The organism is Sphingomonas sp. Ell38C01 (genome assembly GCF_055231975.1).
On record NZ_JBUYVA010000001.1, the window covers coordinates 2,305,788 to 2,320,128 of the forward strand.

11 protein-coding genes are annotated in these 14,341 nt (G+C 69.0%); 4 read left to right on the plus strand and 7 right to left on the minus strand.

Going from position 1 to position 14,341, the window contains the following annotated elements; all coding sequences use genetic code 11:
* Positions 1 to 54: 54 nt before the first annotated feature.
* The 7 genes from ilvD to dapA all read right to left on the minus strand — a co-directional run bounded on the left by ilvD (position 55) and on the right by dapA (position 9,009).
* On the minus strand, positions 55 to 1,776 hold the full coding sequence (gene ilvD / locus ACV7NO_RS10910; protein WP_463406022.1) for a dihydroxy-acid dehydratase: 1,722 nt from the start codon (positions 1,774 to 1,776) through the stop codon (positions 55 to 57).
* A gap of 72 nt (positions 1,777 to 1,848) precedes the next feature.
* A complete protein-coding gene (locus ACV7NO_RS10915; protein ID WP_463406023.1) occupies positions 1,849 to 2,199 on the minus strand; it encodes a response regulator in 351 nt (116 codons plus the stop codon).
* Between the two features lie 63 nt (positions 2,200 to 2,262).
* The gene (locus tag ACV7NO_RS10920) at positions 2,263 to 4,662 is read right to left on the minus strand and encodes a hybrid sensor histidine kinase/response regulator (RefSeq protein ID WP_463406024.1); all 2,400 of its coding nucleotides are present in this window, start codon (positions 4,660 to 4,662) and stop codon (positions 2,263 to 2,265) included.
* Positions 4,663 to 4,850: 188 nt separating this feature from the next.
* Entirely contained in the window at positions 4,851 to 6,938 is a 2,088-nt protein-coding gene (locus ACV7NO_RS10925) for a M13 family metallopeptidase (protein ID WP_463406025.1), read from the minus strand.
* Between the two features lie 53 nt (positions 6,939 to 6,991).
* Complete coding sequence (locus ACV7NO_RS10930) at positions 6,992 to 7,537, minus strand: DUF2062 domain-containing protein (RefSeq protein ID WP_463406026.1); 546 nt, start codon at positions 7,535 to 7,537, stop codon at positions 6,992 to 6,994.
* A 16-nt stretch (positions 7,538 to 7,553) separates the two neighbouring features.
* Positions 7,554 to 8,036: an SsrA-binding protein SmpB gene (gene smpB, locus ACV7NO_RS10935; protein ID WP_463406027.1), complete on the minus strand. Its 483-nt coding sequence runs from the start codon at positions 8,034 to 8,036 to the stop codon at positions 7,554 to 7,556.
* Between the two features lie 88 nt (positions 8,037 to 8,124).
* Positions 8,125 to 9,009: a 4-hydroxy-tetrahydrodipicolinate synthase gene (dapA, locus tag ACV7NO_RS10940; protein WP_463406028.1), complete on the minus strand. Its 885-nt coding sequence runs from the start codon at positions 9,007 to 9,009 to the stop codon at positions 8,125 to 8,127.
* A 76-nt stretch (positions 9,010 to 9,085) separates the two neighbouring features.
* Here dapA and ACV7NO_RS10945 point away from each other — a divergent pair, with 76 nt between their 5' ends.
* The 4 genes from ACV7NO_RS10945 (at position 9,086) to ACV7NO_RS10960 (ending at position 14,304) form a co-directional block, all read left to right on the plus strand.
* A complete protein-coding gene (locus ACV7NO_RS10945) occupies positions 9,086 to 11,086 on the plus strand; it encodes a lytic transglycosylase domain-containing protein (RefSeq protein ID WP_463406029.1) in 2,001 nt (666 codons plus the stop codon).
* A 135-nt stretch (positions 11,087 to 11,221) separates the two neighbouring features.
* Positions 11,222 to 11,734 carry a transcription elongation factor GreB gene (greB, locus tag ACV7NO_RS10950; protein ID WP_463406030.1) on the plus strand — a complete coding sequence of 171 codons (513 nt, stop codon included), beginning with the start codon at positions 11,222 to 11,224 and terminating at the stop codon, positions 11,732 to 11,734.
* 32 nt (positions 11,735 to 11,766) lie between these two features.
* Complete coding sequence (locus ACV7NO_RS10955) at positions 11,767 to 12,609, plus strand: NYN domain-containing protein (protein ID WP_463406031.1); 843 nt, start codon at positions 11,767 to 11,769, stop codon at positions 12,607 to 12,609.
* Between the two features lie 54 nt (positions 12,610 to 12,663).
* The gene (locus ACV7NO_RS10960; RefSeq protein ID WP_463406032.1) at positions 12,664 to 14,304 is read left to right on the plus strand and encodes a M28 family peptidase; all 1,641 of its coding nucleotides are present in this window, start codon (positions 12,664 to 12,666) and stop codon (positions 14,302 to 14,304) included.
* The last annotated feature ends 37 nt before the right edge of the window (positions 14,305 to 14,341 follow it).

Here is a 14,341-nt window from a genome sequence, read left to right on the forward strand (position 1 = left end):
GAAAGACCCCAGCTTTCGCCGGGATGACGTCGCCTGGAAAGAGCCGGTCCTACGCTAGATATCCGCATAGACGTGGCGTTCGGACGCCGCGCCGGGATGGGTGATCGCGCCCTGATAGGCGGGGCCGACATTCTGCGCATAACGCCACAATGCGCCCGACTGGTAATCGTTCACCCTTGGCGCCCACGCGGCGCGGCGGGCGGCGAGTTCGGCGTCGTCGACGAGCAGGTCGATCGTCCCCGCCTCCGCATCGATGCGGATCGGGTCGCCATCCTTGACGAGAGCGATCGGGCCGCCCTCGGCAGCTTCGGGACCGACATGGCCGATGCAGAACCCGCGCGTCGCGCCCGAGAAGCGGCCATCGGTAATGAGTGCGACCTTTTCGCCCATACCCAGGCCATAGAGCGCCGCGGTGGTCGAGAGCATCTCGCGCATGCCGGGACCACCCTTGGGCCCTTCGTAGCGGATCACGACGACCTCGCCCTCGACGATCGCGCGCGCCTCGACCGCGGCGAAGGCGTCCTCCTCGCAGTCGAAACAGCGCGCGGGACCTTCGAAGACCAGCCGGTGCATGCCCGCGACCTTGACGATCGCGCCATCGGGGGCGAGCGAGCCGCGCAGGCCGACGACTCCGCCGGTCGCGGTGATCGGCGCCTTCACGTCGTAGATCACCTTCTGGTCGGGGTTCCACGTCACCTCGTCGATATTCTCGCCGAGCGTGCGGCCGGTGACGGTCATGCAGTTGCCGTCGAGGAATCCGCCCGACAGCATCGTCTTCATCAGCATGTAGACGCCGCCCGCCTCGTACATATCCTTGGCGACATATTGCCCGCCGGGTTTCAGGTCCGCGATGTAGGGCGTCGACTTGAAGGCCTCCGCGACGTCGAACAAATCGAAGTCGATCCCGGCCTCGCTCGCCATCGCGGGCAGATGGAGTGCGGCATTGGTCGAACCGCCCGTCGCGGCGACGACGCGCGCGGCGTTCACGAAGGCCTCGCGCGTGCAGATGTCGCGCGGACGAAGGTTGCGCGCGACGAGCTCCATCACCTGCGCGCCGGCCGCGACCGCGATCTGCTCGCGGGTGCTGTAGGGTGCAGGGGTCATGTTGCTGTTCGGAAGCGACAGGCCGATCGCCTCGCCGACGCACGCCATCGTGTTCGCGGTGAACTGACCACCGCATGCGCCGTGGCCGGGGCACGCCACCTTCTCAAGCTCATGGACCTCGCTGAGCGGACAGGCGCCAGCGGCGTAGCGGCCGACGACCTCGAACACGTCGACGACGGTCACGTCCTTGTCGTGATAGCGGCCGGGCAGGATCGACCCGCCATAGACAAAGATCGACGGCACGTTGAGGCGCAGCATCGCCATCATCATCCCGGGCAGCGACTTGTCGCACCCCGCGAACCCGACGAGCGCATCGTAGCAATGGCCGCGCACCGACAGCTCGACGGAATCCGCGATCACCTCGCGGCTGACGAGCGAGGACTTCATCCCCTGATGCCCCATCGCGATCCCGTCGGTGACGGTGATCGTGTTGAAACGACGCGGCAGCCCTCCCCCCTGGATCACACCGGCCTGCGCGGCATCGGCCTGCGCATCGAGCGTGGTGTTGCAGGGCGCGGAGTTGTTGCCGGCGGATGCGAGCGCGACGAACGGGCGCGCGATCTCCTCCTCGGTGATCCCCATCGCATAGTAATAGCTGCGGTGCGGGGCGCGTTCGGGGCCGACGGAGACGTGGCGGCTCGGCAGGCGCGACTTGTCGAAAGCATGGGTCATGGCGCAGCCCTATGTCGCGACACGGGGGTGCGGCGCAAGAGAGTTACGCCAACGCGACGGCCTTCGGGCGAATTACAGCGCGTCGAGCGCGGTTTCGACATTGCCCATCGTGTAGGGCTTCTGGAGGCGCGGCCGGTCGCGATGTTCGGCAGGGATCGAATCGTCGCCGCCGCCGCTGGCGAGCACGAAGGGGACGCCTGCGCTTGCCAGCGCGTCGGCGACGGGCCAGCTCTTCTCTCCGCCGCGCAGGTTCACGTCGAGGATCGCGGCGTCGATCCCGCCCTCCCCTACGAGCACGATCGCATCCGCGACGCCGTCGACGGGGCCGACGACGGTCTTCCCCAGAACGTCGAGGAAATCTTCCATCATCATGGCGATCAGGGGTTCGTCCTCGACGACGAGGACAGTCTGCACGGAACTCATGGGATCAAGGGCATAGCCGCCTCGCGCCGGAGTGCAAGCGGGGTATGGATCATCCTGGTCCGATCACAGGGGACCCGCCAGCGCGTCGCGTGCGGCTTCCGCCAGCTGTTGGACAGAGAAGGGCTTGGGGAGGAAGGCGACGTTGTCGATGTCGATCGACTTGCGCAGCTGCTCCTCGGCATAGCCCGACATGAAGAGGATCGGCAGGTCCGGATAGCGCTCGCGGACGTGGCGGACCATCGTCGGGCCGTCCATCTGCGGCATCACCACGTCCGAGATGAGGAGGTCCGGCCGCGCGCTCTTCTCGAGCAGTTCGAGCGCGGCCTCGCCATTCTCCGCCGACAGCACGGTATAGCCCTGCCGCGCCAGCGCACGCTCCGCGACCGCGCGGACCATGTCCTCGTCCTCGACCAGCAGGATCGTGCCGGTGCCCCATGTCTCGACCCGGCGCGGCTTGGGCGCGGCGATCACCTTCTGCGCGGCGACCGCGGCGTGGACGGGGAGGTAGAGCGTGAAGGTCGCCCCCTTCCCCGGCTTCGAATCCGCGAAGATGTAGCCGCCGGACTGCTTGACGATGCCGTAGACGGTCGACAGCCCGAGCCCGGTTCCCTTGCCGACCTCCTTGGTGGTGAAGAACGGCTCGAAGATCTTGGGCAGGATGTCGGGCGGGATGCCGGTGCCCGTGTCGCTGACCTCGAGCGCGGTATATTCGGCGAGCGGCAGGATGTCCTGCCCCAGCCGACGGACCTCGGCGATCGAGACCGAGCGGGTCTGGATCGTCAGCATCCCGCCGCCGCGCGGATCCTTCGCCAGCATCGCGTCACGCGCGTTGACCGCGAGGTTGACGACAACCTGCTCGAGCTGGCCCGGATCCGCCCGGACCGGGCCGAGGTTGCGGCCGTGCTTGACGTCGAGCTTCACCGTCTCGCCCATCAGGCGCTTGAGGAGGTTCGAGACTTCGGAGACGACATCGGGGAGCTGGAGGACCTGCGGGCGCAGCGTCTGCTGGCGCGAGAAAGCGAGGAGCTGGCGCGTGAGGCTGGCGGCACGGGTGGAGTTGGCGCGGATCTGCTGGATGTCGTCGTAATCGCTGTCGCCGGGAGAATGGCGCATCAGCATCAGGTCGCAGTGGCCCATGATCGCGGTCAGGATATTGTTGAAGTCATGCGCGACGCCGCCCGCCAGCTGGCCGACCGCCTGCATCTTGGTCGCCTGCGCCACCTCGCGCTTGAGCCTGCTTTCCTCGCTGTTGTCCTTCAGGCTAAGCAACACCGCCGCCTCGCCGAGCCCGCGCGCGCCCGCGATCGTCAGCGCGACGGGTTCGTCCGGATGATCCTTGAGGCGGACCGCCATGTCGGCGGAGTGCGCCGCCCCGCTGGCGAAGCGCCGCACCGCGTCTGCGACCGCGGCCTTGTCCTCCCGGACGACGAGGTCGCCGGGATAGAGCGGCGGGGCGGCGGCATCGACGCCCGCCGCGCGCAGGAACGCGTCGTTCATCTGGATCATCCGCCCGTCGCGATCGACCAGCGCCATCCCGAAGGGCATGAGGGCGACGAGGGTGCGGACATGGCTGGCGGCGGTGCCGTCGATCGCGGGGGCGCCGGGCGCTTCCTCGTCGTCGAGCAGCGCGACGAGCATCGGCGCGCCCTCCCCGTCCAGGAACGGGACCTGGAGGACGCGGAGCGGATTGCCGTCGAGCCCCTCGCGCTCGAACCGCACGAGCCCGCGCACATCGGTAATGAGATAGGCGGCGAAATCGCGCCCATCGACGCCGGTCCCGGTGCGCCCGGACGCGCGCGCGGCGAAGACGGGGTTGGCAGCGAGGATCCGGCCGTCGGGGGAGACGAGCGCCGCCATGATCCCGGCGGCGGCCATCCGCGCACCGAGCGATCCGGCAAGCATCGCCACCGCCTGCGCCTGGCGATCGACATTCTCGGTGCCGCCGACGCGCCAGACGAGCATGTCCTGCCGCTCGCCCGCGCGCGCGATCGCGATCGTCAGCGGCGCGCCGTCGAGCGTGGCGCGCGCGATCGTCGCAGTGCCGTCACGCCACGCCGCGCGGCCCGCGACCGCCAGCCGCTCCGCCCCGTCCTCGTCGAGCGGCAGCCCCGGCGGGGTCGGAAAGCCGCCGAACAGCGACGCGTAGCGATCGTTCGCGCAGACGAGCCGGCCGGCGCGATCGGTGACCGCGACCGCCTCGGCGCTGATCTGCGCGATCGCGTGCGTGACGCTCCAGTCGATCCCGGGCGCCGCCGCCTCGCGCGGGCCGGCGAGCGTGCGCCACGCGATCGCGGCGCCCGCCAGCACCAGTGCGCTCGCGAGGAAGCCGCCCGCGACGATCGGGCTGCCGACGAGCCACAGGATCACGATCGCCGCCGCCAGACCCGCCGCCGTGGCGAACGCGAGCGCCATGCGCGGCGTGCCGGTGCGGACGATCGGGGTGGTGAACGGAAGCGATGCCATGGACTTGCGTCATCCGCGCCGCGGGGGCGGGCGTCAAGCGGGCTGGCCCTGCACTCTCACCTCAAGCTTCCCGTCATGCCGGACCCCGTTCCGGCATCCACCGTTCCGCAGCCGCTGAACCCGATGCGTTCGCGGGACGGTGGATCCCGGACCAAGTCCGGGATGACGGAGTAAGGCGTGACGCGATATCACCAGATGCGGATGCGCTTGTCGGGGGCGAGGTACTGCGCCTGCCCCGGCTTCGCCCCGAACGCGGCATACCACGGATCGAGGTTGCGCGTCGTCAGCACCCGGTAGTGGTCGGGGGCGTGCGGATCGACGAGGAGGAGCTGCTGCGCGTACTGTTCGCGCGCCTTGCTGCGCCACACCTGCGCCCAGCCATAATAGAAGCGCTGGTCGCCGGTGACGCCATCGATGACGGGCGCCTTCTTCCCGCCGAGCGACTTCTGGTAGGCGTCATAGGCGACGGTCAGCCCGGCGAGGTCGGCGATGTTCTCGCCGAGCGTCAGCGCACCCTGGACGTGCTTGCCGGGGAGCGGCTCATAGGCGTCGTACTGCGCGACGAGCGCGTCGGTGAACGCCTTGAACCGCGTCACGTCGGTGGGGGTCCACCAGTCGGCGAGCTTGCCGGTGGCGTCGTACTTGCGGCCCTGGTCGTCGAAGCCGTGGCTGATCTCATGCCCAATCACCGCGCCGATGCCGCCGTAATTGACCGCCGGGTCGGCCTTGGGATCGAAGAAAGGCGGCTGGAGGATCGCGGCGGGGAAGACGATCTCGTTCATCGGCGGATTATAATAGGCGTTGATCGTCATCGGCGTCATGAACCATTCGGCGCGGTCGATCGGCTTGCCGAGCTTGGCGAGATCGCGGTCGTACTCGAAGGCGCTGCCGCGGGCGACGTTGCCGACGAGGTCGTCGGGCTTCACCTGAAGCGCGGAATAGTCGCGCCACGTGTCGGGATAGCCGATCTTGGGGCGGAAGGTGGCGAGCTTCTCGAGCGCCTTCTTCTTCGTCTCGGGCGCCATCCATTCGAGCTTCTGCAGCCGCTCGCCCATCGCCGCGACGACATTCTTCACGAGCTGGTCCGCCGCCGCCTTCGCCTCGGGCGGGAAATATTTCGCGACGAATTGCTGGCCGAGCGCCTCGCCCATCTGCCCGCTGACGAGGTTCACGCCGCGCTTCCACCGGACCGACTGTTCGGGCGTGCCCGACAGCGTGGTGCCATAGAAGGCGAAGTTGGTCTTGTTGATGTCGTCCGACAGATACGGCGCGTAGGAGCGCAGGACCTTGATGAGCGCGTAATCCTGCAGGACGTTCAGCGGCGTGTCGGCCCACACCTTCGCCTCGCCGGTCAGCGCGGAGGGCTGCGAGACGAGATAATAGTCGCGGCCGGCGATTCCCATCGCAGTCATATACTCGGCCCACGGGAAACCGGGCGCCTTGGCCGCGAAGTCGGCGGGGAGCCATTTGTTGTAGGTCTTGTCCGCGTCGCGGCTCTCGATCTTGGTCCAGTGCGCACTGGCGATCGCCTTCTCCATTCCGACGACTGCGGCGGCGCGCGCGTCCGCATTCGGCTCGCCCGCCAGCGTCAACATCTTCGCCAGATACGCCTGATAGGCGGTGCGCGTCGCGGCGAGCTTGGCGTCGTCCTTCAGATAGTAATCGCGATCGGGCAGGCCGAGCCCCGCCTGCTGGAAGCCGACCGCATAGACCTCGGGGTTCTTGTCGTCCTGACCGACGCCAGCGCCGATGAGGCCACCGACGCCCTGCCGCTGGAGCTTCGCCATCTCGGTCGCGAGTTGCGTCTTGTTCTTCGTCGCCTTGAGCGTGGCGAGCCATGGCTTGACCGGCGTCACGCCCTTCGCGTTGACCGCGGCCTCATCCATGAAGCTGGCGTAGAAGGCGCCGGGTTTGTTGCCCACCTGCGTCTTCGCGGCGTCGAGGATCTCGCGCGTGCGCTCCAGCGACAGGTCGTTGAGGACGTTGAACATCCCGTAGGCGGGCTTGTCGGCGGGGATCGTCGCGGCCTTGTACCAGCCACCGTTCGCGTAATCGAAGAAGTCCTGCCCCGGCGGCACCGCGGTGTCGCGACCCGCCATGTCGAAGCCGAAGGTGCCGATCTGCGGCGCGTTGGCGTCCTTGGGCTTCACCGGACCGGCACCGGCCTTCGCGACGGTATCGGTCTGTTTCGACTTCTCGGCAGCGCTCTGGGCGAGCGCGACGCCGCCAATAGCGGACGTGGCGAGGAAAGCGAGGACGGCGAACGACTTGCGCATGGAAACCCCTTAGAAACCTAGGGCTTCGTGTTCTACTCAGGCAATACGCCGCGTCAATCGGCATCCTGCCGATGACGATGCCCCCATTTGCGCGCGATCCACACGCGCCAGCCGAGCGCCGACAGCGCATAGCCGCCGATCGACATCACCGCGGTGAGGACGAGCAGCCCGACCGCGGTGGCGGGCGCGGCATCCGACATCAGCCACTGCATCCAGCTGGAATTGGCGGCGTCCGACACCGGGCGACCCGGCACGACCCGGTCGAGATGGAGCACCCAGCGCCCGATCCAGTAGGCCGCGACCCAGATCGGCGGCGTGGTCAGCGGATTGGTGATGAAGGTCGTGAGCGCCGCGACGGGGACGTTGGCGCGGACCGGCAGCGCCAGCAGCGCCGCGATCGGAGTCTGCGCGACCGGGACGAGGATGCCGACGATCATCCCGAGCGCGACCCCGCGCGGGACCGAGCGGCGGGTGAAGCGCCACAGTTCGGGCGCGAGAACGCGGTGCGCGACGGGGCGGAGCAGCCGGCTCTTTTCCATCGACTCGCGGGTCGGCAGGTTGCGGCGGCACCACGCCGCGAAACGTCCCCAGCCCGTCACGGGTGCGGAAGCCAACTCAACCGCGCTCGCGCAGGATGCGGCCCGCCTCGCGCTTCCAGTCGCGCTCCTTGATGTGCTCGCGCTTGTCGTGCGCCTTCCTGCCCTTCGCCAGTGCCAGTTCCACCTTCGCGCGCCCCTGGCCGTTGAAATAGACCGACATGGGGACCAGCGTCATGCCGTCACGCGCGACCGCGCCGTGCATCTTGTTGATCTCGCGCTCGTGAAGAAGCAATTTACGCGGGCGCTTGGGCTCGTGGTTGAAGCGGTTGCCGTGGCTGAATTCGGGCACGTTCGAATTGATGAGCCACACCTGCCCGCCACGCACCTCGGCATAGCTCTCCGCGATCGAGCCGGTGCCCGAGCGGAGCGACTTCACCTCGGTGCCGCTCAGCGCGATGCCGGCCTCGTACACGGTGTCGATCGCGTAATCGAAACGCGCGCGCCGGTTTTCGGCGACGATCTTCTTCTTGTCGAAGGTAGCGGGTTTGGGACGGGCCATGCGGGGTGCGATGTAGGCGCGGCGGAGGCGGAGGGGAAGCGGGTGTTCGACGATATGATCGCGGGCACCGGCGGAACACCCTCGCCCGTCAGCCGAGCCCGGCCGCCGTCAGTCCGCTATCGACCGCGGCGCGTGCGGCATCGCCCGGCCACGTCATCGGCAGGCGCAGGCCGCCGGGGAAGCCGGGGCGGACCTTCGTCATCGCGTATTTGACCGGGCCGGGCGAGGCGTCGGTGAAGAGCGAGGTGTGGAGCGCGAAGAGGCGGTCGTGGAGCGCGAGCGCGGTCGCGGCATCGCCATCGGCGCAGGCGCGCTGGAAGTCCGCGCACAGCCGCGGGGCGACATTGGCGGTGACCGAAATGCACCCTGCCCCCCCCAGCGCGTTGTATGGCAGCGACAGGTCGTCGTTGCCCGAAAGCTGGCAGAAATCCGGGCCGAGCGCGGCGCGGTGGTGCGACACGCGGGTGAGCACGCCGCTGGCATCCTTGACCGCGACGAAGACCGTCGGGAACGCCTGCACGATGCGAATCAGCGTGTCGGGCTGGATGTCGGTGACGGTACGTGCAGGCACGTTGTAGAGGACGATCGGCAGCGGGGTATCGGTGGCAAGCGCCTCGAAATGGCGGAAGATGCCCTCCTGCGAGGGGCGATTGTAGTAAGGTGGCACCATCAGCGCATAGTCGGCGCCCGCCTCCCTCGCGGCGATCAGGTTGCCCGCGGCGACGCGGGTGTCGTTCGATCCCGCGCCCGCGATCACGGGCACGCGGCCCTTCGCCTGATCGACGCAGATGCGGACGATCGCGAACTGCTCGTCCTTGGTCAGCGTCGCGGCCTCGCCGGTGGTGCCGCAGGGCACGAGTGCGGAGGAGCCTTCCGCAATCTGCCATTCGACGAGATCGCGATAGGCCGATTCGACGAACGCACCATCGGCATCGAACGGCGTGACGAGCGCCGGGATGGAACCGGAAAGCATGGGTTTAGCGCTCCTTGCGCGCGAGAAAGCGGATTTCGTTCAGGACAGATACGGGTTGAAGCCTTACTCTGTCCACATGGTGGCTTTGAAGACGAGCATATTGATCGGGGTCGCGAGCGTCGCGATGCTCGCCGCGGTGGGTCAGGACCAGTCGGAAGCGTATCGCACCCGGCTGGCGAACATGGGCGCGTCGCCAGCGGCTCAGGTAGCACCGGCGAGCGGACTGGCTCCGGCGATCGCGCAATGGCGTGCGATCCAGCAGACCGACGCGCTGCCGTTCGACAGCTATGCCTCGTTCCTGCTCCAGCATCCCGGCTGGCCCGGCGAGGCGGGGCGCAGGCGCGCGGCGGAGGCGAAGGCCAATACGGCCGCACCGGGGAGCGTGATCGCGTATTTCCGCCGCTTCCCGGCGCAGACCGCGGGCGGCGGCGTCGCCTATGCGCAGGCGCTCGCGGCAAGCGGGCAATCCGCAGCGGCGGCGGATGCCGCGCGCGCGGCATGGCGGCGCGGATCGCTGTCGGCGGAGGCCGAGGCGACGCTGTCGACGCAGTTCGCCAACGCCTACACGCCGGCGGACAACGACGCGCGGATGGACGCGCTGCTGTGGCAGGGCGCGACGAGCGCGGCACAGCGGCAGCTCTACCTGACCAGCCCGGCGCGGCGCGGGGTGTTCGAGGCGCGGCTGGCGTTCCGCAGCAACGGGGCGAACGCGTCCACGCTGGCGGCGTCGGGCGATGCGGCGGGCGTGGCGGACGCGGGCTATGTCGCGGACAAGGCGACGTGGTGGCGCGCGAACGGCGCATCGAGCAGCGCGCGCGACTGGCTGGCGCGGACGCGGGCACCGGGGATGGCGCGGCCCGGCAATGTCGAGGCGTTCTACGAAGTGTTGCTGACCAACGCGCGCGGCGCGGCGGCGGACCGGCAGTGGCAGACCGCCTACGACATCGCGCGACAGGTCGACGATGCGTATCCCGCAGGCACCGACGTGTCCGTAAAGCCCTATGGCGAGCGCGACGACTATACGAGTCTCGCCTGGCTGGCGGGGCAGACCGCGCTGACGAAGCTGAATCGGCCCGCGGACGCGATGACGATGTTCGATCGCTATGGCCGCGCGAGCCAGGCGCCGCAGACGCGCGCGAAGGGCTTCTACTGGGCGGGGCGTGCTGCGCTCGCCGCCGGGCGCGCGGCGGAGGCGGACGCGTTCCTCCAGCGCGCGGCGGGGTATCGCGACCAGTTCTACGGTCAACTGGCGAACGAGCGGCTGGCGCGCGCGCTGGTCGCGCCGCCCGCGCTGCTGCCGCGCCCGGTCGACCCGGCGGTGCGGCAGGCGTTCTTCGATCGCGAGACGGTGCGCGTCGCGCAGCTGCTGGGGCAGATTGGCGACTGGCAGGACCAGAGCGCGTTCGTCCGCCAGATCGCGCTCGACGCGAAGACCGACGCGGATCATGTGCTGGCGAACGAGCTGTCGCGGACGATGGCGCGGCCGGACCTGGGCGTGATGGTGGGGCGCAGTGCGCTCCAGAACGGCTATAGCGACTATTCCGCGGTCGGCTTCCCGACGATCACGGTGCCGCCGGGCTATGAGGACCAGTGGACGATGGTCCACGCGATCAGCCGCCAGGAAAGCCAGTTCGACCGGATGGCCACGAGCCGCGTCGGCGCGCGCGGGCTGATGCAGCTGATGCCCGGCACCGCGCGCGACACCGCGCGCAAGCTTGGGGTCGAGTACGACGCGGGGCGGTTGCTTAGCGACACCGCGTATAACGCACAGCTCGGCTCGGCCTATTTCCAGCAGATCTATGCACGGTTCGGCAGCTATCCGCTGGCGGTCGCGGCGTACAATGCGGGGCCGGGCAACGTGAACAAGTGGCTGGCGGCGAACGGCGATCCGCGCAGCGGCGGCGTCGACATGGTCGACTGGATCGAGGCGATCCCGTTCCAGGAGACGCGCAACTATGTCCAGCGGGTGCTGGAGAATGCGGTGGTGTACGACCTGATGAACCCGCCCCGCGCGCGCAGCCGCGGGCCGGCAAATCTGAGCTGGTATCTGGGGCGCAGCGGCGGGCGTGTGGGCTGAGGAGTTTCGCTGTCTTCCCTGCCCTCCAGTTCTCCCTGCCCTCCCGGTTTTCCCGCCCTCTCTCGTCATCCCCGCCTTCGCGGGGATGACGGGGTGGGGATGACGGGACGATGACGCCACCATAAGACGTGCCCGATGGACCGCCCCAACTACATCACCCCCGCCGGCTATGCCGCGCTGCGCCGCGAGTATGACCAGCTGTTCGGCACCGAGCGCCCTGCGCTGGTCGAGACGATTGCGTGGGCGGCAGGCAATGGCGACCGGTCCGAGAATGGCGATTACATCTACGGCCGCAAGCGGCTGCGCGAGATCGACCGGCGGCTGGGCTGGCTCGCGAAGCGGATGAAAGCGGCGAAGGTGGTCGACCCGGCCGCGACGCCCGACCGTGCGCGAGTCTATTTCGGCGCGACCGTCACGATCGCGGACGAGGATGATGTAGAACGCATACTGACGCTGGTGGGCGACGACGAGACCGATGCGGGGAACGGCCGTATCGGATGGAACGCGCCGATCGCACGGGCGCTGCGCGGCGCGACGCAGGGTGACGTGCGACGGGTGACGCTGCCCGCGGGCGAGAAAGAGTATGAGATCATCGCGATCGCCTATCCTGCCCCCGCCTCCCAAGCTTCGACGTCGATCGGCAGTTGACGCGCGCCGCCTGCGTCGCGAGGGTCGCGGGCATGTCTTCCGACCAGACCTCAACCCGCAACGTCGCTCTGCTGATCGACGCCGACAATGCCTCCTGGCATTCGATCGACCCCGTCCTGACCGTGCTGGCGGAGCTGGGGACGGTCAACGTCCGCCGCGTCTACGGCAACTGGTCCAAGCCCGCGCTCAAGGGCTGGCGCGACATGAGCCTGAAGCACGGGATCGAACCGCAGCAACAGTTCGACCTGACCAAAGGCAAGAACGCGACCGACATGAAGATGACGATCGACGCGATGGACCTGCTGTTCCGCGGGCGCGTCGAGGGGTTCGGGATCATGTCGTCGGACAGCGATTTCATGCCGCTGGCGATGCGGATCCGGCAGGACGGCGTCCCCGTCTACGGCTTCGGCAGCGCGAAGACGCCCGAGGCGTTCAAGCAGGCGTGCACGCGCTTCATCGACGTCGACAAGCTGCGCAAGGAACCCGCGCCGGTAACCGCGACGGCCGCACCGGCCCCGGCTCCCGCCGCGCCGGCCGCGGCGGCCCCCGCCAAGGCGAAGGCCGCGCCGGCCGCCTCATCCGCCTCCGGGTCTTCCGCGTCGTCGCTGCCGCTGCCGCCTGCGATAGGCGAGAGCAAGAAGACGACGGTCGATGCCGAACTGCTCAAGCTGCTGGTCGACGCGTACGACGCGACGCGGCGCGATGAGCGCGGGTTCGTCAGCCTGTCCGCGATGGGGCAGCTGGCGTCGAACCGGTCGAGCTTCGACGTGCGCAACTATGGCTATAACCGGCTGTCGGACCTGATCCAGTCGGTGCCCAATTTCCAGACCGAGCGGCGCGACGACGGGCGGATGTTCGTCAGGCGGCTACGCTAGGTACGTCGCCTTTCCTGTCGGCAATGTTTGTTCGCGTTTACCGGAGTTCCGCTGATGAAGCGACTGATCGCCCTCGCCGCCCTGCTCGCATCGACCGGCGCGGTCGCGCAGCAACATGCCGACCCGGCGAAGCTCTCCGCCGCGGTGAAAACGCTGGCGTCGGACGAGTTCGAGGGGCGGTCGCCGGGGACCGCGGGGGATCGCAAGACGGTCGACTGGCTGATCGCGCGGTTCAGGGCGCTGGGGCTCCAGCCCGGTGGCGAGAAGGGCGCGTGGACGCAGGCGGTGCCGCTGGTCCACACGCAGGTCGATCCGAAGGGCATGATGGCGGTGACGACGCCGAAGGGGCGCACCGCGCTCGTGCAGGGCGCGCAGATCAACGTCACCACCGTGCGCGCCGCGGACCGCATCGCGATCGCCGACGCGCCGATGGTCTTCGTCGGTTACGGCGTCACCGCACCCGAGGCGAAATGGGACGATTTCAAGGGGCAGGACCTGAAGGGCAAGGTCGCGGTGTTTCTGGTCAACGATCCCGATTTCGAGGCGATCGCGGGGGAAGACGCCAAGGGCCGGTTCGGCGACCGGCGGATGACCTATTATGGCCGCTGGACCTACAAGTTCGAGGAAGCCGCGCGCCGCGGTGCGGCCGCGGCGCTGATCGTCCACGATACCGGCGGGGCGGGCTATCCATGGTCGACGGTCAACGCGAACAACGGCGAGAATTACGATATCGTCCGTGCGGCGAACGATCCCCGCGTGCCGTTGCAGGGCTGGATCGAGCATGACGCGGCGAACCGCCTGTTCGCGGATGCGGGGCTGAACCTCGATACGCTCCGGGTGCAGGCGCGCTCGGCGGGGTTCCGGCCGGTCGACATGACGGCGCGGTTCTCCGCAGACCTGCCGGTGACGGTCGAGCGGATCGAAAGCGCGAACGTGCTGGCGAAGATCCCCGGCACCAAGGCGCCCGCCGAGAGTGTGATGTTCGCGGCGCATTGGGACGCCTACGGCAAGGGCCCCGCCGATGCGCAGGGGCGGACGATCCGTGCGGGTGCGAACGACGATGCGCTCGGGATCGCGGGCGTGCTCGAGCTGGCGCGGCTGTTCAAGGCGGGGCCGGCGCCCGAACGGACGCTGGTGTTTGCGGCGTGGACCGGCGAGGAACGCGGGCTGCTCGGCTCCGAGCATTATGCGACGCACCCGGTCTATCCGCTGGCGAAGACCGCGGCGAACCTGACGCTCGACATCCTCCAGACCGCGGGGCCCGCGAAGGACGTGATCCTGGTGGGCGCGGGCAATTCGTCGCTCGATGCGCTGCTCGCCGGCGCGGCGAAGGCGCAGGGGCGAACGATCACGCCCGAGACGTTCAGCGAGCGCGGGCTGTTCTATCGCGCGGATCATTTCTCGGTGGTGCGGCGGGGCGTGCCGTCGCTGCTGCTGATGGCGCTGGGCGGCGCGCCCGATCTGGCGGCGGGCGGCAAGGCGGCGGGTCAGGCGTGGCTCGACGGCTACATGGCCTGTTACCACAAGGCGTGCGACGCCTGGTCGCCCGCATGGGACCTGCGCGGGGCGGCGGCGGATGTCGATCTGTTCCACGCGATGGGAACGCGGCTGGCGAAGGCGGGCGTCTGGCCGACGTGGAGCGCGGGATCGGAGTTCACCGCGGTGCGCGCGAAGAGTGCTGCGGAGCGGCGGTGACGGCGAGCGTGGAACCTGATAGGGTAATACCATGACG